This is a genomic window from Metabacillus sp. RB-C-LZQ-3-1, assembly GCF_058315175.1.
In genome coordinates this window covers 1-21985 of sequence record NZ_JBZFLI010000033.1, presented here as the reverse complement: position 1 = coordinate 21985, position 21985 = coordinate 1, and the positions used below count along the sequence as shown (strand labels likewise).

Sequence of the window (21985 nt, the reverse complement as noted above, 5' to 3'; positions counted from 1 at the left end):
TCTATCATCTAATTTTTGATAAAACTGCTGTAAAGTTTGGGAAACTTGCTGTCCATTGTTATCATAACCTCCCCCATTCCAGGACTATTCTTCTAGCTTCCTCCTGATTCCTCTTCTACTCCCCAAGGATTGGATGAATTCTTTAGACGATGTACCTTTTATAAACCATCCAATTGATTTAAGATAAGGGTAATCTATATGTTTCAGGAGATAATGATTCATGAATCTTAGTCATCTTAAAGTCTTTTATATTGCAGCAGAAAAAAGGAATTTTTCTCAAACCGCTAAGGCTTTGCATATTTCCCAGCCCTCGGTTAGCTTGCAAATCCAACAGTTAGAGGATTATCTTCAAACGAAATTGTTTGAGCGAACCACCAAAACCATCCGTTTAACCGAAGCTGGTCATGTCCTTTATCATTATGCCGAACGCATTATGCATTTGGTAGAGTACGCGGAAAAGGAAATTTCATTGTTATCAGAAGCTCTGACTGGGGAGGTTCAGTTAGGGGCGAGTACGACAGTGGGAGAGCATATCCTTCCCTATTTACTGGGAAAATTTAAAATGGAAAACCCAAAAGTCACGCTGCGGATGCAAATCAGTAATTCTCAACAAATCATTGATCAGCTATTGAACCAGGAGATTCAATTAGGATTTATCGAATCGAACTTACGCCATCCTAAGCTTTATTATGAACCTATTTTAGAAGATGAATTAGTTGCAGTCAGCTCCAAGAGCTGCCCTCATCCCCTGCTCAGAAACCGTGAATCGATTAACCCTAATGAGCTTTTTTCTATTCCGTTAATCTTAAGGGAACCAGGTTCTGGAACCCGTCAAGTAATAGAAGACGTACTTGCAAAATTGGACCTCGACGCCAAGAAACTGCAAATTGTCATGGAATTGGGAAATACGGAAGCGGTGAAAGCGGCCGTTGAAACGGGAATGGGAATCTCCATTTTGTCCAAATATGCACTGAAGCGTGAACTGAAATTGGAAACGTTGAAAATAATCGGAATTAAGGGTCTAGATTTCCGCCGTTCCTTCTATCTTGTCTACGTTAAGAACAAGTTTTTGCCTCCACAAGCAGAAACATTTTTACATTATATAATCAAGCATTTTGAACCAAAGTAAAGAAAACTTGGCTAGCACCAAGCCTTCTGCGCAGATAGCTCGATTAACTTTTAGTTGGTTAATCGAGTTACGCGCCGGCCTTAGTTGTGCTTATGCAGAGATGGAATTTATACAAATTATTAATTCCGATTCGACAAAAAACGCTGGCCATTAATGGCCAGCGTTTTTTAATTTACGGCTCCTGTCGGCTTCTCTCCCCTTAAAGCAGCAAGCAGCTGATGGGCAGTGGAGTAAGCCAATTGCTCTCTGGCTTCAATCGTACCTGTCCCAATATGCGGCGTGAACACGGTTTTAGAAGGATGAGAGAGTAAATCCTCTGATATAAACTCTGGGCGATGTGGGGTCAGAGGATCTTCAAATTCGAACACATCTGCTGCGTAACCTCCTAAAAGACCCTCTTGTAAAGCTTGACTGACAGCCGCCTCATCGACGGTAGAACCCCGGCTGATATTAATTAAATAGCTTCCTGTTTTCATCTTCTTGATCTGTTCTTCCCCGATGAGGTGATAGGTTTGCTCGGTTAAGTTCACCACGACAATCACAAAATCACATACTTCCAGCAAGTGATTTAGATCTGTATAACGTAGGCCAAGCCGTGCCTCCTTTTCCGGAAAGGATTGCACGTCTGTATACCACATCTCCACACCAAACCCTTTCGCTCTCTCAGCAATGGCTTCTCCAATCAAACCCATGCCAATAATCCCTAATCTGGAATGATGAAAATCTCTTCCTAAAAGGTTGGTCGCATGCCATCCGGAAAAAGGGCCTGTTCTTACGTGCTGATCCCCTAACAGGATATTCCGGGAAACGGCTAAAAGCAGTCCGATCGCCAGGTCAGCTGTCGAGTCCGTCAGGGCATTCGGATTAACGGTCACCAAAATCCCCCGTTTCGTACATTCCTCTACGTCAATGTTATCATAGCCTCTACCAAAGCTGCTGATGACTTTCACGCGAGGGCAATGATCTAAAATCTCCGCATCAATCACATCCGGAACAAAGATAACGAGGGCATCGGCATCTTTGGCTCTAGAAATGAACTCCTCTTTGCTCAGAGGAATCGTTCCGTCGTAGTAGTCGATTTCGCAATATTGTTGGATACTCTCCACTCCCATGTTCGGCATCCAATGGGATATGAATACTTTTGGTCTGTTCATGTTTATTATCTCTCCTGACTAATTAATCTGTTTCGAATGGCATTTCCAAAGGCATCAACAAACTGGACCATGACAAATACAGCGATCAAAATGGCTAATACTTCTTGGTACTGCATCATCCGAAGCGACGCGATGAGCTGGAATCCGACACCACCTGCTCCGATCATGCCTACCACTGTTGACGCTCGGAAATTATACTCCCATCGGTATAACGAAAAGTCGATACTATGACTAAGAATTTGAGGAATCACGCTAAAAACGATGATATGAAAGCGGGAACCTCCACAGGATTCCACTGCTTCGATTAATCCCTTATCTACTTTATCAATGGCTTCTGCATAAAATTTCCCTAGCATGCCTACGGAGTGAATCCCTAAGGCCAAAATTCCCGGCAAAATCCCGAAGCCGACGGAAGCTACAAAGATAATTGCCATAATTAATTCGGGAATGGTCCGTAAGGCATTAAATAAGCCTTTGACGCAGTATCGAACCGTTGGATGAACGGAAGTCGTTTCGGCTGCAAGAAAGCTAAGCGGAAACGCAATGGCTACCGCAAGCAACGTCGACATCACGCTCATCGCCAACGTCTCCACAATGGGTTTTCCAAGGGTCAAAATGACGCTTAGATCAGGGGGAAACATTTCCCCCAAAATCTGAAGCAGATTTTGCAGTATATCTCCTGACGTTAGGGCATCCCAGCTCATGTTTAATGTATACAGAAGCGATCCAAGCACTAAGAGGACACTGAAGCCCAGGATCCAACCCCAATTGCTCCAAAAGCCTTCTCGCGGAACAGGCGCTTTTTTTAGTGGTAAACGTTCTTGCTGTACTTGACTCATTACATCTTCTCCAGATCTAATCCCAGAAGCTTGACCATGTTACGGATCACATCATAATCCTTGTCTTCGATCGGGGCAAAACCTTCCCCTTTCAAAGGCTCCAACACAGACTCGTCCTTCAGATTATAGAAAGCTTGCTTGATAGACTCTTGAAGCTCTTGATCCAAGTCAGAATTGAGTACCCATGGGTAGTTCGGATACGGGTCGGACTCAGCAATCACCTTTACTTTCTCACCGTCAATGGTGCCTTTTTGCACCAGCGATTCAAAGATCGGTTTGCTTAATCCCCCTGCTTGAGCGTTGCCATTCTGGACTGCCATGGCCACCGCATCATGTGCACCCACGAATTGCTGTTGATAGTCTTTGTCATTTTCCAGCTTAGCTTCAGACAAGATCATTTCCTTTGGAATCATATGACTGGAAGTAGAGGCTATGTCACCAAACGCAACTGTTTTGCCTTTGATATCGGCTAAAGACTGTATACCTGAATCAGAACCTGCAATAACGACCGCTTGATAGGAAGGAGAGCCTTTTTCTACCTTAGCAGCGAATGCCTCGGCTTGATCCATCTTTTGCTTTAATAGCACATAGGATAGAGGACCATAATAGCCCACATCGATTTTCCCGTTTCTCATAGCCTCAATCATCGTTGAATAGTCCGTTGTAACGACCAAATCTACATCCATCTTTAACGTGTCAGATAAGTATTGCTTTAACGACTCATTGTTCTTTATGACAGTTCCTGGCGACTCATCAGGAAGAAGCGCCACTTGTAGTGTTTTTGTTTCACCTGCACTTACCGCTCCTTCGTTATTTCCACACCCTACAGACAAGATGGTCGCTAGACCTAAGACGACAGATAGAATCATTCCTTTTTTCATTTAAAATCCTCCTTGATTTTACGTATGTGCGAGCGAACCGATGAGGGGCTTAACCGTTTCTTCCTCATTTTTCGCTATCAATTCGTTACTTCCATAGATCCTCGCAATATCAGAGTCTTTTAACAGGGACGGTGCCCCATCAAATTGAATCCTTCCATGCCGAATCCCAATGATTCGCTCTGCATAGCTTCTTGCATAGTCCAATTGGTGAAGATTGCAGACAATCGTTGTACCCTTTTCCTCATTGATCCTTTTAAGGAGAGAGAGAATTTCTTGGCTTGTCACCGGATCTAAACTGGCTACAGGCTCATCGGCTAAAATGACTTGTGGATTTTGCAGGACAGCCCGGGCAATTCCTACTCGCTGTTTTTGTCCACCGCTTAGTTGGTTCACCCGCGCATGAATTTTATCGCTTAAACCGACCATCTCAATGGCTTCCTCTGCTCGCACGTGCTCCTCCTTCGTAAAGAAAATATTCCAAAAAGATTTCGTGCCTAAGCTGCCTAGCAGTACATTTTGCTTCACAGTTAAGTTCCCAATAACTTGGTATTGTTGAAAAATAAAACCGACTTTGCGGCGAATCTCTTGAATATTTTTCTTTTGATAGATGGTGCCATCAAGTTTAATTTGTCCGCTTGTAGGTTGAACTAAGCCATTTAAACAGCGTAAAAGGGTTGATTTTCCCGCACCGCTAGAACCTAAGATAACGAGGAATTCCCGATCATTTATTGAGAAATTCACACGATCCAAAACTTGATTTTCCCCAAACTTTTTTGTTAGGTCATTGATTTCTATCATGTTGTTCACTCCTCTCTATTATTTCTACTGTTCATCTTCGCATAGAAATGTTAAGTAAATACCAGATGTTTATTAATAAATGGTTAAGGGTTTATTCGAAAATTAGATATCATTTATTAGTATTTGTAATAAGTGAGGAATTTGAAGATGGGATTAATGTCAAAGTTTGAAACAAAACATGAGATAATTTTTTAAAACTGGTCTTTCAATATAGGACTGACAAAGTAGCCTTTCTACTCTATAGACTCCCATTTGTCGTCCTTAATTTCTCATATTACGAGATTTTTTCGAGCAATCTAGACACTGCCAATGTGTCACTTGATATTGATCAGGATCATAGTTTCGATGCCTCTAGTACTATCATTTAACCCTGTCAGGTTAGCGTTTCGAAGCAAGTGATATGGATTAAATTCGGAGAAATCGTTTTTGAATAATGTTTTTGACTGGTTCTGTCGATGGTATAGATGATGGAATTGAAACACCAGTTCTAAGTCCAACTTCAATATTCGTTATTTCTTCAATTAATGGGTGGCGGGTTATGTCGAATGATGTTGAAATATTACATGAATAGATTCAAGTGTATAACTGGAGGTGTAACCAATGCTTAACGATTTAAAGCGATTCCGAATGGCGGTTGATTTATGTTTCGAATTAGGATACAGTTCAGAACAACTAACCGATTATCTCAGTCAAAAACGCAAGCTAATCGAATTTGAACGGAATACCATTTTCCTTCAAAACCATCTTCAAGATAGTACCAGGAGTACAAAAGATTATGCATTTTATTTTAATGAACCAGGTAACGTGTTCGGCAAATATGTTATAACGGGTTTAGGAAAGCTGTTAATGAAGAAGATTCAAACATTAAGGTATGGAATTATTGTGATAAACTTCTTCAAAAGAAATAAATAATTAGTTACTTAGCTTACTTTTTCGCGTACACCCTCTTCTTACATCTTCTCTGACACACATAAGCCGTTTGCCCTTCTCTTGGTCTACGGTCACCCAGCGGCCTTTGATCTCTGTCTTGCAGCTGCATAGGTTCAAAAATTCTTTCCTTCAACGAAAGAGGAAGTATTTGAGAAACTAAAAGACTCTATTGGGGTACCATAAGGAAAATGCGGAAAACATACGTTAAGCACTTTTCGACATAGAAAAAACGCATTTTCTATACGCTAAGCCCATCAAAATGTAACGAAACATATTTTCGACCTATTAACTGAACATAGATAAGTGAATGAGTTATTGAACATCAATGAATGAGAGAAATCCTCATAAACCTTTTATTTATAAGGTGTTACGAAACCCAAGGTTATCTGAACAAATTCCTTAGCGTATGTTTTTCGCTTTTCGTTGGTAGGACCCCTTGTACGTTTTTCTTTATCGGGTGCTTTTGTCACTACATGACGAGCTTGTATTCCAAGTCGATAGAGTTTCGTTTGGACTCCTTCTACTGCTGTATCAAAATCAGAATAAGCGTAAACCCCGCAATTCTTCATATTATGTTTATCATGTTGAAGCTGAATGGCTTCTGAAAACTTTTCAAAATTAATAGTAGAATCATATGTTTGTTCTGCTTCTTTAACCAAGTTCTCGAAATCAATAAATGTTAAAGCTAAATCCTGACTCATGGTTATCACCCTATTTTTAGTTCCTTAATTTTCTTCTGAAGGATTCCTTTGCATTTTTTACAAGTTACATTTTCTATAGATGTAAATTTAATTTTTCTGAGAAAGATAGATTTGTGCTCAGATGCTGATCTCTTCAAAGTGAAAGTACCGCATTCAGAAGAAGTTTGATTTTTAACTAGGTGAACTTGCTTTGTACGATTGCAATAAATCGTTGGAAAAAACAATATTTTCACTCCTTTTGGTTAAATGTTTAGGTTAGTAAAATCTTCTTTTCCATCCCATTCAATGTATTTAAAACCCTTACTTTTGTAATAAGTCTCTTTTTCACGTAATCTTTCCACATATCCCTTATCCTCTAACAACCCTGCAACTTCAATTATCGTATTGGGTTGATGGTCAGTAAGGATAAAGTCCGGGAGAAGGTCTTCTCCTACAGACATAATTTGAGGTTTTTTAAATGAAATTTTCTTTGAAACAAGATACTGTAACATTTTTTCTTCTAAAGAGGAATCGATTGGGATCATTGTATGTTCTTCTGCAGGAACAAAAATAATCTCTTTATCTCGTAATATCCCATTAGAATCTTTGTCTCGCCATATGACCCAATATCCTGTGCTTACTGCTGCTTTTGTAAAGGTCGCTTCTTCGAATATCCATTGAGGTACCTTATGCTCGTAAACAAAGCTAGAAGGCTCTGCTAACGAATACATAGGAATCGAAACAAACTTACCTTCATTTTTAAACTGGTCCCTTCTCCCCCAACCAACAATAAACTGATGTTTCTTGAATTGATATTTAAAATTATCGTTGGCCAGATAAAGGACGTTTCTGAGATTCGTTTGATTAACCATAGCTTCACAGCAAGCTTTATATAGACGTTTATCTATATTTCTCTCCTGTTCATATCGAAAGGTATGAATCTCGTATTTTTGAATTAAGGTTAAAAATAAAAATCGTAAAGCGGATCTAGGAACAGAAGGAATGCCAGGTATTGAATTAGACGTAAGTTTAGATGTGAGAGATGAGTGACCTTCGGACTTTTCCTTCACCTTTTTATCTTTTAGAGTGCATTCAATCGTTCCATCATCTAGCACCTTTATTCCCATTGCTCCCAAATGGTTACGATAATGGGTGTTAAAAGAACAGTCAGCCGAATGTTCAATACTATCCTTTGAATTGGACCGATTATTGACTGGTACTAATAAATCATTGGTCGTTTTTCGAATGTGCATTAACGGGTAGTGATTATTCGTTTGTTGGCACATACATTCAATGGTGAGCCCTTTCTCTCTCCATCTTTGAAATAAACTAGTCCGCACCTCGTCACTATAATTAGAAATATCGTATACCTTCTCATTCACTCGCCACATTGCATTCCCTCCGTTCTGTTATTATTTCTTTTTATTGGTTACACCTTCAAAACTAAACGTTACTTTCTTTTGATTAGAATCCCATACGAGGAAAGCATCAAATGTGTCCTCTTTATTTTTCTTTAAAAATCCATTGATTAGTGGAGTAGTTCCTTTTTCGAGAATACTCTTAACATGTGCTTGGGTAAGGTCTTTTCCTGCTAACTTCTTTGAAATCGAAAAACTACACTTGGTTTTGGTGTAATTGTCACATCCATAGAACTTACCTTTATCGACAATGGGGCCCCCACATAATTTACAAGAACCTATCCCTACCTCTTGATTAACTTCCTCTATCGCATCTTCAAAATCCCAACTCTTCGACTGTTCAATTAGGTCTTGGACAAACTCCGTAACCAAATCATTGGTTCTTTTTAAAAACGGCTCAAACGACTTTTTCCCTTTCCCGATCTCGGTAAGATAACTTTCCATCTTACCTGTAGTGACAGGAGAAGCCAACCAATTTTTCTCTCCTAGTATCTTCATGAGAAGGTCACCTTTTGGATTGAGATACACCTTATTCTTTTTAACAGAAGCATACCCTTTATCAAGTACCTGTTTTATGATGCTAGCTTGGGTTGCTACTGTTCCCAGGCTTAGTTCTTTATTAGAAAACCCTTCTTTTTCTTCCTTTGTAAGAAAGGCTCCTGCATTAGCCATGACTTTCACTAATTGACCAGAGGTAAATCTTTGTGGTGCTTTTGTGATACCTTCCTTCAACTCCAAATCTTGAATGGTAACCACTTCATTCTCTTTTACAGCTGGAAGCGTTAATTGTTCTTCTTCACTAGATTCTTCATCTTCTTGTTTCAATTCATTTGAATAAATGGATTTCCATCCTTCTAAGACCAATCGACTGCCTTTTGTTTTAAATAAGAATTGTTCATCTACCAATGTCTGTATCTCCGATTGGTCGTAACGAGCATTAGGATAGTGTGCTGCAATAAACGATTTCACCACCATGTCATATATGCGTTGTTCATCCTTTGACAGAGAATCCAATCTAGCAGGTGGTGTTTCTGTAGGTAAAATTGCATGGTGGTCATCCACACCATTATCGTCAACAAATCGCTTATTTTTACTAATATCCTCTAATGGAGTTGGAAAATAAGACGAAAAAGCATCTAATTTACTTAAACTTGATAGGATAGCAGGAAAGCCCTTTGCTTCTTCTTGTGAAACTACTCTCGGACTGGATCTCGGATAAGTTAAATATTCCTTATCATACAAACCTTGTGCGATTTTCAACACTTGGTCAGGTGAGTATTGATACAACTTATTCGCAACAAATTGTAATTCTGTTAGGTTAAAGAATTGAGGTGGCTGCACTTCTTTTTCCTCATTGAAAACAGAAGAAATTCTGCTAGGCTTATTTTCTATGTAACTCTTTAAAGCCTCTGCGCTAGCATTGTCCCAAATGTGCTCTTCCCCTTCTTTAAACCATTTACCTTGATACGAATCACCATTTTCCATTACAAAACGACTATATAGGTCCCAAAAAGGAGTAGGTTTAAAATTTTCGATTTCTTTTTCACGACGATAAATTAATGAGCAAAGGGCGGTTTGACAGCGCCCTAAACTGAATCCCCTCTTATCATCCCGAATCCCTTTCTCCTTAGTAAGTATCGAAACCACTCGACTAGCATTCATACCTATTACCCAATCAGATATTTGTCTGGAGCGGGCTTCAGCGTAAACACTGGTATATTCATTTTCATCTTTAAGTTGCCCAAATGCTTTAAGAACGGCATTCTTGGTTAAACTTGTTGTCCATAATCGCTTAACAGGTTTCCGATTTTTCACTTGATTCAAAACTGACCTTGTGAGCAAAATTCCTTCACGGCCCGGATCACTGGCAGTAATAATGGTTGTAATCTGAGGATCATTAATCCATTTACGAACGACGCTATACTGTTTTGCTTTTTGTTCATCTACTTTTAAGAAGAATTTTTCAGGTATCATAGGAAGCTGTGAAAGATTCCAATCTTTCCATTCTTCTTTGTATTCTCCTGGCTCATAGGCTCTTAATAAATGACCGATACACCAAACCCCAATTGCTCCTTTAGGAAAAAATTGATTAGGTGAAATCTCAATATGACTTTTCATATCTTTATGAGTGAAAGCTTTACATACCGTTCTCGCTTGTTGAGGTTTTTCAAAGATTAATAGATGCACTCTAATTCTTCCTCTCTACATAATGGGAAATCTATTCTTTTTTAATGCACTTTTCATTAAAATTTCGAAATGTTCACTACTTTTTCAATTGAATTTCAAAAATTGTGTTGTTGGCAAAAGGAATGATTTTTACTATGTCGTACCCCTCATTTAGTAATTTAGTAATCAAACGAGAAGATACTTTAACATCGTTCACGTTCTTCATATCCATGTATACAGTTTCGTTCATACAATTCCCTCCTTAACATTTTGTGTCTTTAAGAAACTCCGTTACTCAATGTATCTTTTTGATACCTAGATTTTAAAAAATATAGGTTAAAACGTAATAGATTATTATGATGAGCGTAAGTATTCCGGTAATTATATGCTCTTTAGATGAACCTGTTCGAAAGGTCACGATAAACTTAAAGTACTTCTTGCTGAAGGGATAAAATAACGGAATTCCCCTCTTAGTAATGTAGTCACCTACTAAATGGGAAGCTACTCCACACAAGAAACCAGTATAATAAAAAAGCGGGATTTCAAAATACATTTTCGTAAGGAGACTGTATAAGCAAAGTAGAAGGAAAAACAAAAGGGAATGAGTGAATTTCCGATGCCCCGTAAACACGAGAAGAAACGGTAGAAGTAGAAGGGAAATAGATTTCAAGTAAGCTAAAATCGTTGTAAAAAGGGTGGGAAAGTAGATAACAACAGTCAGAATTCCAGATACGATGATAATCGCCACTGTCCAAAAGTATCTGCCTAGCTTTGATTTGGGTGTATCTATATCTGGAAACAATGAACCAATAAGTATAAATCCAAAAAATATCAATGTTGATATTGGTTCCTTTGGAGTAACACCCGAAATGGTAAACAGCGTAATCGCAATAATTCCCCAGGTTACTCCAAAGACTTGATGACCTGTAGCTAACATTGTTGTAACCAACTGCCAGCAACACTTACTATCATACAATTCATTTGATCAGTTCCTTTTTATAAGATTTTTTATGCAACTTCTACCACAATCCCTAATGCTTCAAGTCCCTTTTGAATTGCTCCAGTAGCACCGAAACCATTCACGAAATCTACCTTTTTATCTAATTTTTTACAAACGTCCTTTACTACATCCATGCTCACATGCCCGCAAGCTCCTAAAAGCACTACAACGCTATCAGCTTTCTTTATGATATTTCGGAATTCCTTTTTGTTTCCTCCATTACGGCTTTTACCTGAATGGTGTAACACCTCACAATTGTATTTTTTCCCTAATTTAGCGAATGTACCCTCTTGGCTGCCTCCAAATACTGCAATAACTGGTTTTTTCATCTCTTAAACACTCCTTAATTTTTGATTGATTTTGTATAACAAATATACAATACAAATTACACTTTTTGCAAGCGTTTTTTAAGAAGTGTTAAAAGTTTTTAATAAACATATTCAGATACATCTACCCATCCATTGGCAACGGCTTTTATCGCGGCAGCTGTACGAGTTGGAACTTCTAATTTACTCACAATCTTCCCCATGTACTGAGATATAGTACTTTCTGATAAAAATAGTTCTTTTGCTATCTCTGAATTGGAGAGGCCAAGAATAAAAAACTTGAGAATGGTCCATTCCGTACAAGTTAAGATATCCTCCGGGGAAACCTTACTTTTATGGATTCCAACAGGTGGCTCAGATATTTCCTCTTTATCTGCAATTCGGTTTAATAAAACAGGAACCAACGAAGAATCAATATACCGTTCACCATTCATTACACTTGATATACCTTTCATGAAGTCAGTAGGACTTGAATTCTTCATTAAGTATCCCCTCACTCCAATCGAAAGCATATCCAACAAGAATGTTTCAGTTGCACACATACTATAAATAATGACTTGAACCCCTTTATTGATAATTGGTACTAACAGAGTTGATACTTGCTCAACTGAGGATACATCACATGGGTCTAGCAGGAGTAAGTCTGCAGTTGAGATAAACTCAAGATTCGAAAGCGCAGCTACATCATGGCAATCCGTTATAAGTTCTGGAAAGCGGAGCTCAAGTAACTTTTGCATTCCCACACGGTAGGGATTTTGGTTATCTAAAATCAGCATTTTCATAACAAATATCATCCATCCTCCTTTAAAAACAAAAAAAGGAAAAACCCAACAAAACACATATCGCTATGTGTCTTTAAATTGAGGGTTTTTCCCTTGTTTCATATTATGAAATTTAACTACTTGCTAGGCTACAACTACTATACTCTTATTATAAATAAAAACTACTTTAGATACAACAATGCCAACAAAGTAGTTTTTATTTTCTCATTTCCTCTTATTTATTACTTTATTCTAGAGCTGGACAACATCATGATTTCCCCATTCCCAATCAATACATATTGTCCAAAACCTTCCTCATCTATATACCAACACATCCGACTCGCTAATGACTTAGAAGATTTATGATCGTGCAATGGATAAGGTGATTTATATATTCTTGATGCTATGCTTTTTTCAGGAGTTTGACCTGCTGAAACAGACATAAACTTTCGTTTGGAATGGTTCACAATCCAACAGCCATAAGTTTCTGTAGGGTCAACGTACCAAATGGCATCTTCTCGATTCGATGGAAAATCAGGTCTAAATGGATAATTTGATTTTTCTTCGTCAAAGCGTTCCCCTTGTAATTTATAGAAAACATCTTGATCATCAAACTCACACTCAAAGTTATCTTCTAAAAGAGTAAACTTGATTTTTTTAGAACCTGTTTTTTTCATTGGTAGTGATTCTTCAGTTAATATCGGCTGTTTCTTTTGACACCGAGCATATACGCCAGGACTCATAACTTCGACTTCATCCCAAATTCCACATTGTTGAGTAATTGGGTCATAGATGCTGCAAGCTGTGGCACATGTTTTAGGAGTCGCTTTTTTATTTGTGTTATCTACGACTAATTTTATCATTCTCTATCTCTCCTCTAAAACAAGCAACCTCTTTTTTATTAAGAACCTAAGAACACGACAGGCATTACTAATGACAATATTGCAATAATTACTGAACCTATCATTAATCGTTTGCTCCAGCGGAAGTAATCTGGATGATTAATGAGCTTGTAGAATAATCGCATTAACAATGAAACTAACGTCATTCCAATTGCCACATAAAGGCCAACGGAGGTTGCAAAATTCAATACATCACTTGCAAAAAGTGTAATCCCTATTGCGTCAGTTGTCAACATAATAATCGGTCCACCACGGAAGACTAGAATGATTAAAAGTGTAGTAGTCATTACACCCGAAGACCATTTCGTCCATTGACCATTTTTAAAAACAAGAGATAATGCTAAACCGACGACTGCAATAATGAACATAATCGTAATGAATTTCATACCTGTGTCATAAATATGGGGCATAATTCCGTTTACATCTTCTGTCCAATTCCCAATAGTAGGCTCAAATTCTTTTTCCTCAACTGGGTTTCCGTTAAATTCTTTCTTTTCTACAAACGTAGGAATGCCGTTTTCATTTGCGAAACCAAGATTCGGGCAAATCAGTGAGAGAATTAGAACAAATAATGGGATAAAAGCATTTTTTAAAAGCTTCATATTACCCCTCCTATTCTTCTATTGTATTACATACAATTTTTGCAGTAATACTCTCGCGTCTAATCGAATAAAGCATTTTACCGTTCTGGATTGGTACTTCATACGTATACTTAAAGCGATTATTCGGGTTAGCTTTCACATGCTTTAAGATCGCAAACCACTGATTGAATAACGTCATGTTTGGAGTTTCTAACTTACTTAGAGCTGTACTAAACTCTTTTCTATCAATCTCGAAAGTTATATTGATATTAGTCAATTTATGACCATGACCAACAAACGTAACGTGCTTTATAAATTTATGAAGTTGCACTAACTTCATAAATTGATTATATAAGTAAGGCATCTTATCTTCATCCTCTTTATTCGAGAGAATGAGATTACACGTAATAGGAATATGCGATTCTTCATAATTCCCATCAGTATCAATGTTAATAGTTGCCGTTGTATCACAGTTTAAATGATGAATTAATGGCCCATACCAACTTAGAACAGTGTTATCTAATGACATTTCAACGTTTTCGTAATAAACCTCGTCTAAAAATTCATCAAATACGCTTCTGCCTCCACCCGTCATAATGACATCGTTGTTCTTAAGTGAATATTTCAACTTAACTTCATCCAATAAAAGTTTGTCTTTCTTGGCTTCATTCACAAAATCTATGAGTTTAGAACTATTTAGAAGTTCGGTGTTGCCAGTTGCCATACTTTCCTTCCCCTTCCATTCTCCTATTGTTATTTATCGGCAAAAAACCAATTTTTATCTAGGTTTTTTTAAATTACTTTATGTAGGTAATTTCTACCTAAAATATAAGAATGATTGAAATTCCTATACTTTAGGTAGAAAGTGACGAGAATCGTCACACTTCTACAAAAACAATAATAAATGGTATTTACACATTTTGCAATTAATATTTAGGAAAACAAAGGGAGTTTTACCAGGGAATTTATTACAATTCCCTAGTTATTTATACCTTTAGCATACAACCCTTTTTTCCCTGTTCATAAAATATTCTTCATCAGGAATTAGGTAATCCTCACTTACATAAGAAGCTTCTTCGAGTTTAATTGTACGAAGTACTTCAAGTTTCCCATCTTCCTTACGATCCACTTCAACAGATAGTATGTCATTTGGATTAATCAATTTAGCTTTCTCGCCTAAGTCAAGCCATACACGACGACCATCGCTTACATGGACATATGGACCTTCCATTCCAATAACAGTTACAGTCCATTGTTGAGTTCCGATAAGATTATCTGCAATTTTAGATGTTGCAAATTGACGATAATCAACTGAAATTTCCGGCTCTTCAAAATCCATTAAATCATCTAATGACAAACAATCTTCTTCATTTACCATCGATTCTTCTTCTACCTTTTGATCGAGGACATTTAACTCATTGATTAATACCCTTTCATCAAACGTATCTTCGTCTTGGTAGATGGCTACGGCAGGCTCAATTTCATAGACGTTATCATGTTTTATAGGAGCTTGTTCTTCCGTTTCAAGACCACCTAATTCTTGTTGTAAGGCAGAAAGAAGATCTTCTGCCTCTGTACCTGCAATATCTGATACCTCAACAATAGGTGTTACTTGTTGAATGGATACAACTGGACTCGCTTCTACACTATAAACATCTGGAATATACATAGATTCCATTGATAATCGGTAGGACGCAGCCTTAATTTGAATTGATTTCTCAATACAATATTGCTCCAACACGATAATTAAGAAAAATTGAAAATATGTTAACAACTCTACTATTGAAATCATTTATTAGAATCCTCCTGTAATTTATTAGAATAGGTCAAATGCTAGTTGTCCGTCCGTTGGTGCGTTCTTCTTACGTTTAGATGAAACCGTAGAATGATCAACTTCTACTAATTTAGCATCATACGTAAAGGAAGTTTGCGCCTTCGGCTGTTGAGCACCCACTAAGTGAGAAAGAATTGTTCCATCTGGCACAAATTCAAAGCCGAATGCTTCAATTAAATCCACTTCTAGTACACCGTTATTGACGACAAAACCAGTAATCTTACCTTTTTCGATATCCTCTGCAACAAGCTTTGCTTTTCGTAAAAGTACGTTTTTGGTTGCTTCCACTTGGATTTGAGATGTAATCCAGTTAATAACCTGTTCTTGAAGAGATGGTTGTCTTTTCTTCCCAATACCCGCAAGGATTTCTCTTGCTCTGTCAGATGTTTGACTCACCCAATCTTCTGTAGATCCTTTAAGAACTTTATTTCCCTTCTTAACACTCTGGATTAACATAGATTGCAAGTCTCCTTCTTCCCCTAACATAGCGGATAATCCATCTGAAGAAACTTCACCGTTAATAGCAGCTGATGCACGATTTTTTTGTGCAATTAAAGTGGCCATTGATTCTTGGAAAGTATCTTTATATTGGATATAGAAAATACGACATTCTTTATCTTGCCCAATTCTCCACGCACGTCTGCTAGATTGAGAGATTGTAAATAAAGACCAACTAAATTGATAGTATATAAGAGTAGGAGTACACAAGAGGTCTAACCCAACTTTTACTAACTCCTGAGAAACGATGCATACATCATAGCCTTCTTTTTCAATCTTCTTTTTCAACCACTCAGAGCGCTTATTGGTTGCAGTTGTATTTGTATCAAGGATACAAACCTTCGCTCCAATTTGTTCAAGAACTTTTTGCAAACGCGGACGAACATCTCTACCTGGACTAGAAGAACCAGTATCTCTTACATATACAATTGATTTACGCCCTTCTGACATTTCAGATTGTATAATCTCTTGTAATTTTTTCTCTTTTGGAAGCAAACGGTCTTCATCTAAATGAATAGCTTTCCAAATAAGGTCACGTTCACCAGTATCATCAACTTTTACCGTTGCGTTGGGAAATGTAAATGGATTATCAACATAACTAATCCCAAAGTCCGTCATTGGAAGATATAACTTATGCCCATCCTCACGAGAATCAATCGCATGTTCAAATGCTCCAATCATATCGCGATAAGCAGCAGATAAATCTTTATCCATATCTACGAAAATCGTTGGTACGTTTTCTAGATGCACCGGATCAGGCCAAACGTCAACAAGTCGAACGTTTACCATGTTGTGAAGCATGTATCGACCGAAGATGAAGGGTGAAATTCCAGGAAGAACTTTTTCGGATCTTCTAACTCCCCCACGAGAAGTTGTATTGGAGTATTCACCATTATCTTTATATTCGTACAAGGTTTCCTCTATATTCCCATACTCTTCATTAAATTTACGAATCTCTGAATATTCGAATCCACTAGCAATCATTTCATGAGGGAACAGACGCCATAGTAGGTAATAGACATCCTCGGCTTTCCCACCAAAGATGGTCCCACTTCCAGCTACTACTTTTTTAGATACCTTTGCTAGACTTCCAAGAGAATTCCCTTGAGCTGTCATTCCACCCTTAAGTTCATGTACTTCATCGACTATTGAAATATCGAAGAAGTTTCTCATTTGGCGACGAATGTACTCAATAGCAGCAATACGTCTCGGCATTCCTACTACTTTTGGAAACTCTTTTTGGGTATCTTGAATATGCTTAACTAGATTAGGATTCTTTTGCTTGATAGCATGAACAAGTTTTTTATCATGTTCAGCCCACTCTTTGAAAGAGCTATAACGAGTTGGTACTTTTTTCGTCCATAGGCTATCCCCACATTCAGAACAAAAAGCGTTTTGTGGTTTCACACTATTGGAAATACGTCTACCAGTTCCAAACTCATCTTCAAGCATTGTCCGTTTTTCATGTTTGTTTTCCTCTTCTCCATTTTCATTGATCACAACATTAGTAGATTCAATGACTTGGTGAGCATGACCACATGAAGGACAATAGTATCCAAATCTATATGGAGTACGGTCTTCTGTTTTCTGTATTGTAGTTTTCTTGTAAGAAAACTCTACAGCTGGAACAATTCGACTATCTCCACGCATTGTCGTAAAGGAAATAACAAAGAATGTTGGCTTCTTTGGTTTAGGACGACCTGCTTTTTCCCATGCTACGTGGTATTCAATTAATTGGCTTGTTTTTTCGATAACATGAACATCTGCATGAGGAACAATCTCTCTAATTTCATCTGGCCACTTAGCGGTTAAGCTTGGTGGAACCATGACACAAGCGAAATACCCTTTCTTCCCTTTTAAATGATGGTACCCTTCTGCAATACTTGTCATGACACTTGTCTTTCCGGTTGACATTTCCCCTTGTATTATCACAGCCTTTTGTTCTAGCAATCTCTTAGAAACGGCTGTTGCAACATGGCTTTGTACCGGAAATAAAGTACGTGGAAAAGACTCAAAGTATTGTAAGGCCTCATCTTCCATCGGGTTATGAGTTGGTTGAACTTCTTCCGAAAGTTTTTGAACCATAGCATCTGAATATTGAAGCATGTAATCTGTTAAAGAATCTACATTTTCAATCGCTTGTCCAGAACCACTTTTCGGGAATACAAGTTTACCTGTTTTCACTAACTCAGAAATAAGGTTATCTGCTTCCTCTTCAGAAAGTTTAATTCGTAGTAGGGACATACCTTCAATAAAGAGGTCTTTGTCATAATACATCTCGATCTCTTCTAAATAGCCACCACGGATTAGTTCTTGATATACAATGTCCTTCCATTCAGCAAGGATATGTAGACCATACTTCGAGCCACCTAATAGGTTTGCTATATCTTGTGCTGGATTGCCATCAAACGATAAAACGTACTCATCATTAGCAAGTAGCTTATCGTGAACAATCGCAAGGGCTTTACGGTTTTGATTAATCGTAATCGGAAATTTTTCGTAAGAACCCTTATCAGCACCTAATTGAAAATCTCTCTGAAATTCATATGCAGTTAGTGTCTTATTACCATAACCAAAATAGATTCCATTTGAACCAATGTCCATTGCAGCCTTCATGCTTTGAAGAGTTGAATCACTTCCTGCAATGATCGTCATTAGGATTAATGGTTGTTTCCAAGATTGGTCTGGAGCTTCAACAGCCAAAGCGTAACAAAACGCATTTTGCCATGCTTGCTCTAAGTACACTTCTAACATTTTAGGACAATCTTCGTTTTCTTCTAATTTCCACTCAATTTTGTTTGACATTAATAGTCCCTAGCCAATGAGGGTATAAGGGTAGTACCCCTAACCAATAAACATTAGCTAGGGAACACCTCCCTTATTTGTTTTCTTTGACTAAATTATAGAACATTTGTTCTGCTTTTTAAACTGAATTTGTTACTGATGGACTAGAAAACCTAAAAACAATCTCCTTTCAATCAATGATCCTCTCTCTTTCTAAAAGTTTTTTTATCTATATAAAAAACGAGAATAATAAAGAGCAAATAAGCTCAATCATCCTCGTTTGAACACACATCTTAGGTTTTTAAATAAACTAAAAAAGCCTTTGAAGTTTGATTTAGAACAGCACACAATAATACAATCATGTACACTTCTAACTCAAACCCAAAGGCTTGCAAATTGTTTGTTAAGTAACAGCTGACCTAAATAATGGTCGCGAAAAAAAGTAAAAGTAAAATAATATAGGATTATTATACCCTTTATGCCTTCATTCGACAAGACCTTTGGCATAAAACGAAAACAAATGACTTCCTGTTATTTGATATGATACTATTTTTATGTAAAACATATTTTGGAGGTTATCCTATGAACAAAACGGAATTAATCGCAAGTGTAGCTGAAAAAGCAGAGCTATCTAAAAAGGACTCAGGAAAAGCAGTCGAGGCTGTATTCGATACAATCACTAAGGCTTTAACTGAAGGAGATAAAGTACAATTAATCGGATTTGGAAATTTCGAAATTAAAGAGCGTTCTGCAAGAAAAGGACGTAACCCTCAGACTGGTGAAGAAATTGAAATTGCTGCTTCAATAGTACCTTCTTTTAGCCCAGGAAAAGCACTCAAAGACGCAGTAAAACAATAATTCTACATAAAGAAAAGGAGATCCGGCTAAATTTTTTATTGGATCTCCTTTTTAAGTTAAAATAAACTTTTCAAAACTTGCACTTCTCATTAAACCCTTTTTCGATAAGCATTGATATTTTACCTGACACTTAATTATCGGGTCCAGATAGATATATTCATTGTCTTCACGTTGAATTAATTGTTTAGATATATGATAAAATGCCTTTCTTTCATTAGGCGGTACAAATTCTAAAATCCCTTGATATTTCCCCTCTTTATTCACCATTAACCAACCAAATTTCTTCTTACGAATCGCCCCAATATGGACCATTTCATGCTGATAGTTCTTGATTTTATAGAATACATCCATTGGTCTTGAATCTAAATGGTATGGCTTGTTAAGGTTCTTTACGACAATTCCCTCTAGCCCCAATTCTTCGGTTTTCTCAAAAAGCATTTCCCCATCTGAATAGGTCGGGCAAATGGAAATCAACGGATCATTCGTCACAATTGACTCCAACACTTCTAAACGATGTGCTAACTCTCGATTAATTAGTGGTTTATCGTTCAAATAAAGCACATCAAAGGCTGAAAAGTGAACAGGAAGAGTTATGGCTAGCTGATTGATTACTTCCTGCTTAGAGGCTTGGAAGCGGGACATTAGACTATCAAAGCAAGGTACTGGTGGATTTGATTCCGAGTCAAAGCAAATTAATTCTCCGTCTAAGATGCAGTTATTTAATGGCAGTTTAATATGCTGGAGCTCAGGATATTCCACGTAACATTATTTCCATGCCTTGTGAATATCGTGATTTTCCCTTTATCATAATGTAGTAAAGCCCTATGCCCATCAAGTTTGATTTGGCTGATGTAATGATTGCCCTTTGGTATTTCAACTGATGGTTGTAATAACATTGGTTTGATTGGTGTATTTAGCATATAGATCACTCCATTCCACAACCATAGCAAATACCTATGAAGATAGTAAGTGAAGACTGTTAGCAACACAGGATAATATTTACTTTATTTTGTCTTTTACCTTTTCATATTTTCTTCTTTCACCACAAAATTTTCTGTATACCGCATCTGACTTACCAGATAACCTACCCTCTTTTTCAAAAATATCTTTATATTTTACCTTCATATCGTCACACAGTTTCCTACTTGTTTTACTCGAATGTGCATTTTTTGCAATATCCTTTATTATGTTACCTCCAAGAGTGCCATCATACTTTTTTCCCATTAGTAATCATCTCCTTAATTTTGTGTTCACTAATGTGTATGACACTATTCCAAAAAGTAGACCAAGAAAAAGATAGACTCCCTCAAAAAAATTATATGTCCATGATTTAACATTTAGAACTTCGTATAATAAAAATATAACAATAATTAAATTACATTAAAGTTGGTAACTGTACTATATGTCCCCCTAATACTCCAAATAAAAAAGATGTACCAGTCTCTTAAACCGATACATCTTTTAAACTATTAAATTACTAATTCAAGTTGTCCATTTGTAGCGATTGAAATCGCTTGTTCAACTTTTTCTTGTAGAACTCTCACCGTCTGATTCACCTTTTTAAATGCTTGTTTCATGAATGTAGCTGCAATGTTATTAGCTATGGCCTTTATTACCTGACAACTCACACTTTGCCCAAGCATCTCATAGATTCTGGTTGGTCTGATGTGTTCAGGAAACTCAAACCATTCTGGAACATCTAAAATCTTTCGGATTTCGTTTACACTAAGGAATCGCCAGTGTTTTTTATCTTCACTTAAAACATATGATGATGAAGCACTTTGCCCTCTATATCGCTTTGGGATACAGTTGATTTGTGTACAATCTCCAGTAACGAATGTTTTTTCCAGATTGCGATCTCGCCAAGATGAATCTCTACTTTCAAAATTAGACATCCATGTATCTAAACTCTTCCATTCATGCTCAACATGCTTACCATCTAAGAAATCTTTTAATTTTCTTCTACGCACCTTTGGTGGTTTCGGAAATTGGAAATCAAAAAACATCTCTCTATCTTTGAAACATACCACATATTTTCTTAAACGTGTAGCGATTGATCCAAAGTCCCAAGATTCGATTTGTTGCTCTGCAAAATAAGGGTATTCATCTTTCAACAGTTCTTTCAATAGGGCCCAATCATTTGTACCATACCATTGAGGAACATTTTCGAAAAATACTACCTCTGCTTGAGATGAAAGAATTATTTTTGCTGCAGAAATCGCTAAAGAGTTCATTACGTTACCTTCATTTAGCCCTAACGTAGAACTTTCATTGCATGGCATCGTAACAAGGGCAATGTCTGCCTTCGAAACAGAATGAACATCTTTCATATCACCATGAAACAGTAAGCTATTTGGGTAGTTATGTTTTAATACTTCTGCCGAATCATCTTCCATTTCAATCTCCATAACTGGAACGAAATAATTTGTTGCAACTAAAGCGGAAG

General features: G+C 37.3%; 23 protein-coding genes. 3 read left to right on the top strand and 20 right to left on the bottom strand.

Annotated elements, in window-relative coordinates:
- Nucleotides 1-220: 220 nt before the first annotated feature.
- A complete protein-coding gene (locus AC4GZ8_RS25555; protein WP_491084707.1) occupies nucleotides 221-1129 on the top strand; it encodes a selenium metabolism-associated LysR family transcriptional regulator in 909 nt (302 codons plus the stop codon).
- A 167-nt stretch (nucleotides 1130-1296) separates the two neighbouring features.
- Here the strand turns inward: AC4GZ8_RS25555 and AC4GZ8_RS25550 are convergent, their stop codons facing one another.
- The 4 genes from AC4GZ8_RS25550 to phnC are packed head-to-tail and all read right to left on the bottom strand — an operon-like array spanning nucleotide 1297 to nucleotide 4801.
- Nucleotides 1297-2283 (bottom strand): NAD(P)-dependent oxidoreductase, encoded by a 987-nt coding sequence (locus tag AC4GZ8_RS25550; protein WP_491084706.1) that lies wholly within the window; start codon nucleotides 2281-2283, stop codon nucleotides 1297-1299.
- Between the two features lie 5 nt (nucleotides 2284-2288).
- Nucleotides 2289-3122, bottom strand: a complete 834-nt coding sequence (gene phnE / locus AC4GZ8_RS25545; protein ID WP_491084705.1) for a phosphonate ABC transporter, permease protein PhnE — start codon at nucleotides 3120-3122, stop codon at nucleotides 2289-2291.
- Complete coding sequence (phnD, locus tag AC4GZ8_RS25540; protein WP_491084704.1) at nucleotides 3122-4003, bottom strand: phosphate/phosphite/phosphonate ABC transporter substrate-binding protein; 882 nt, start codon at nucleotides 4001-4003, stop codon at nucleotides 3122-3124. The genes phnE and phnD overlap by 1 nt, the downstream gene beginning before the upstream one ends.
- A gap of 18 nt (nucleotides 4004-4021) precedes the next feature.
- Nucleotides 4022-4801, bottom strand: a complete 780-nt coding sequence (gene phnC, locus AC4GZ8_RS25535; protein WP_491084703.1) for a phosphonate ABC transporter ATP-binding protein — start codon at nucleotides 4799-4801, stop codon at nucleotides 4022-4024.
- 600 nt (nucleotides 4802-5401) lie between these two features.
- Here phnC and AC4GZ8_RS25530 point away from each other — a divergent pair.
- Entirely contained in the window at nucleotides 5402-5713 is a 312-nt protein-coding gene (locus tag AC4GZ8_RS25530; RefSeq protein ID WP_491084702.1) for a hypothetical protein, read from the top strand.
- A 371-nt stretch (nucleotides 5714-6084) separates the two neighbouring features.
- Here the strand turns inward: AC4GZ8_RS25530 and AC4GZ8_RS25525 are convergent, their stop codons facing one another.
- The 12 genes from AC4GZ8_RS25525 to AC4GZ8_RS25470 all read right to left on the bottom strand — a co-directional run bounded on the left by AC4GZ8_RS25525 (nucleotide 6085) and on the right by AC4GZ8_RS25470 (nucleotide 18702).
- Nucleotides 6085-6432, bottom strand: a complete 348-nt coding sequence (locus AC4GZ8_RS25525; RefSeq protein ID WP_491084701.1) for a hypothetical protein — start codon at nucleotides 6430-6432, stop codon at nucleotides 6085-6087.
- A 242-nt stretch (nucleotides 6433-6674) separates the two neighbouring features.
- Entirely contained in the window at nucleotides 6675-7802 is a 1128-nt protein-coding gene (locus AC4GZ8_RS25520; protein ID WP_491084700.1) for a hypothetical protein, read from the bottom strand.
- A gap of 21 nt (nucleotides 7803-7823) precedes the next feature.
- Nucleotides 7824-10016 (bottom strand): type IA DNA topoisomerase, encoded by a 2193-nt coding sequence (locus tag AC4GZ8_RS25515; protein ID WP_491084699.1) that lies wholly within the window; start codon nucleotides 10014-10016, stop codon nucleotides 7824-7826.
- 76 nt (nucleotides 10017-10092) lie between these two features.
- Complete coding sequence (locus AC4GZ8_RS25510) at nucleotides 10093-10245, bottom strand: hypothetical protein (protein WP_491084698.1); 153 nt, start codon at nucleotides 10243-10245, stop codon at nucleotides 10093-10095.
- Between the two features lie 72 nt (nucleotides 10246-10317).
- Complete coding sequence (locus AC4GZ8_RS25505; protein WP_491084697.1) at nucleotides 10318-10944, bottom strand: metal-dependent hydrolase; 627 nt, start codon at nucleotides 10942-10944, stop codon at nucleotides 10318-10320.
- Between the two features lie 59 nt (nucleotides 10945-11003).
- On the bottom strand, nucleotides 11004-11324 hold the full coding sequence (locus AC4GZ8_RS25500) for a DUF2325 domain-containing protein (RefSeq protein ID WP_491084696.1): 321 nt from the start codon (nucleotides 11322-11324) through the stop codon (nucleotides 11004-11006).
- A gap of 98 nt (nucleotides 11325-11422) precedes the next feature.
- A complete protein-coding gene (locus AC4GZ8_RS25495; RefSeq protein ID WP_491084695.1) occupies nucleotides 11423-12115 on the bottom strand; it encodes a response regulator transcription factor in 693 nt (230 codons plus the stop codon).
- Nucleotides 12116-12324: 209 nt separating this feature from the next.
- On the bottom strand, nucleotides 12325-12945 hold the full coding sequence (locus AC4GZ8_RS25490; RefSeq protein WP_491084694.1) for a hypothetical protein: 621 nt from the start codon (nucleotides 12943-12945) through the stop codon (nucleotides 12325-12327).
- 38 nt (nucleotides 12946-12983) lie between these two features.
- A complete protein-coding gene (locus AC4GZ8_RS25485) occupies nucleotides 12984-13586 on the bottom strand; it encodes a hypothetical protein (protein ID WP_491084693.1) in 603 nt (200 codons plus the stop codon).
- A gap of 10 nt (nucleotides 13587-13596) precedes the next feature.
- The gene (locus AC4GZ8_RS25480) at nucleotides 13597-14289 is read right to left on the bottom strand and encodes a hypothetical protein (protein WP_491084692.1); all 693 of its coding nucleotides are present in this window, start codon (nucleotides 14287-14289) and stop codon (nucleotides 13597-13599) included.
- Between the two features lie 270 nt (nucleotides 14290-14559).
- Nucleotides 14560-15357 (bottom strand): hypothetical protein, encoded by a 798-nt coding sequence (locus AC4GZ8_RS25475; protein ID WP_491084691.1) that lies wholly within the window; start codon nucleotides 15355-15357, stop codon nucleotides 14560-14562.
- A 24-nt stretch (nucleotides 15358-15381) separates the two neighbouring features.
- Entirely contained in the window at nucleotides 15382-18702 is a 3321-nt protein-coding gene (locus AC4GZ8_RS25470) for a helicase-related protein (RefSeq protein ID WP_491084690.1), read from the bottom strand.
- A 561-nt stretch (nucleotides 18703-19263) separates the two neighbouring features.
- Here AC4GZ8_RS25470 and AC4GZ8_RS25465 point away from each other — a divergent pair.
- Entirely contained in the window at nucleotides 19264-19539 is a 276-nt protein-coding gene (locus tag AC4GZ8_RS25465; protein WP_491084689.1) for an HU family DNA-binding protein, read from the top strand.
- A 51-nt stretch (nucleotides 19540-19590) separates the two neighbouring features.
- Here the strand turns inward: AC4GZ8_RS25465 and AC4GZ8_RS25460 are convergent, their stop codons facing one another.
- The 4 genes from AC4GZ8_RS25460 to AC4GZ8_RS25445 form a co-directional block, all read right to left on the bottom strand.
- Entirely contained in the window at nucleotides 19591-20298 is a 708-nt protein-coding gene (locus tag AC4GZ8_RS25460; protein ID WP_491084688.1) for an ATP-dependent DNA ligase, read from the bottom strand.
- On the bottom strand, nucleotides 20259-20435 hold the full coding sequence (locus AC4GZ8_RS25455; RefSeq protein ID WP_491084708.1) for an ATP-dependent DNA ligase: 177 nt from the start codon (nucleotides 20433-20435) through the stop codon (nucleotides 20259-20261). The genes AC4GZ8_RS25460 and AC4GZ8_RS25455 overlap by 40 nt, the downstream gene beginning before the upstream one ends.
- A gap of 103 nt (nucleotides 20436-20538) precedes the next feature.
- A complete protein-coding gene (locus AC4GZ8_RS25450) occupies nucleotides 20539-20763 on the bottom strand; it encodes a hypothetical protein (RefSeq protein ID WP_491084687.1) in 225 nt (74 codons plus the stop codon).
- 245 nt (nucleotides 20764-21008) lie between these two features.
- The coding region (locus tag AC4GZ8_RS25445) for a DNA cytosine methyltransferase (protein WP_491084686.1) at nucleotides 21009-21985 on the bottom strand (977 nt) is incomplete at its 5' end.

Excerpts from the sequence above, each read along its gene's own strand:
- AC4GZ8_RS25555 (WP_491084707.1), top strand. The coding sequence starts at position 221 with ATGAATCTTAGTCATCTTAAAGTCTTTTATATTGCAGCAGAAAAAAGG.
- AC4GZ8_RS25550 (WP_491084706.1), bottom strand. The coding sequence starts at position 2,283 with ATGAACAGACCAAAAGTATTCATATCCCATTGGATGCCGAACATGGGA.
- phnE (WP_491084705.1), bottom strand. The coding sequence starts at position 3,122 with ATGAGTCAAGTACAGCAAGAACGTTTACCACTAAAAAAAGCGCCTGTT.
- phnD (WP_491084704.1), bottom strand. The coding sequence starts at position 4,003 with ATGAAAAAAGGAATGATTCTATCTGTCGTCTTAGGTCTAGCGACCATC.
- phnC (WP_491084703.1), bottom strand. The coding sequence starts at position 4,801 with ATGATAGAAATCAATGACCTAACAAAAAAGTTTGGGGAAAATCAAGTT.
- AC4GZ8_RS25530 (WP_491084702.1), top strand. The coding sequence starts at position 5,402 with ATGCTTAACGATTTAAAGCGATTCCGAATGGCGGTTGATTTATGTTTC.
- AC4GZ8_RS25525 (WP_491084701.1), bottom strand. The coding sequence starts at position 6,432 with ATGAGTCAGGATTTAGCTTTAACATTTATTGATTTCGAGAACTTGGTT.
- AC4GZ8_RS25520 (WP_491084700.1), bottom strand. The coding sequence starts at position 7,802 with ATGTGGCGAGTGAATGAGAAGGTATACGATATTTCTAATTATAGTGAC.
- AC4GZ8_RS25510 (WP_491084698.1), bottom strand. The coding sequence starts at position 10,245 with ATGAACGAAACTGTATACATGGATATGAAGAACGTGAACGATGTTAAA.
- AC4GZ8_RS25500 (WP_491084696.1), bottom strand. The coding sequence starts at position 11,324 with ATGAAAAAACCAGTTATTGCAGTATTTGGAGGCAGCCAAGAGGGTACA.
- AC4GZ8_RS25495 (WP_491084695.1), bottom strand. The coding sequence starts at position 12,115 with ATGATATTTGTTATGAAAATGCTGATTTTAGATAACCAAAATCCCTAC.
- AC4GZ8_RS25490 (WP_491084694.1), bottom strand. The coding sequence starts at position 12,945 with ATGATAAAATTAGTCGTAGATAACACAAATAAAAAAGCGACTCCTAAA.
- AC4GZ8_RS25485 (WP_491084693.1), bottom strand. The coding sequence starts at position 13,586 with ATGAAGCTTTTAAAAAATGCTTTTATCCCATTATTTGTTCTAATTCTC.
- AC4GZ8_RS25480 (WP_491084692.1), bottom strand. The coding sequence starts at position 14,289 with ATGGCAACTGGCAACACCGAACTTCTAAATAGTTCTAAACTCATAGAT.
- AC4GZ8_RS25475 (WP_491084691.1), bottom strand. The coding sequence starts at position 15,357 with ATGATTTCAATAGTAGAGTTGTTAACATATTTTCAATTTTTCTTAATT.
- AC4GZ8_RS25470 (WP_491084690.1), bottom strand. The coding sequence starts at position 18,702 with ATGTCAAACAAAATTGAGTGGAAATTAGAAGAAAACGAAGATTGTCCT.
- AC4GZ8_RS25465 (WP_491084689.1), top strand. The coding sequence starts at position 19,264 with ATGAACAAAACGGAATTAATCGCAAGTGTAGCTGAAAAAGCAGAGCTA.
- AC4GZ8_RS25455 (WP_491084708.1), bottom strand. The coding sequence starts at position 20,435 with ATGTTATTACAACCATCAGTTGAAATACCAAAGGGCAATCATTACATC.
- AC4GZ8_RS25450 (WP_491084687.1), bottom strand. The coding sequence starts at position 20,763 with ATGGGAAAAAAGTATGATGGCACTCTTGGAGGTAACATAATAAAGGAT.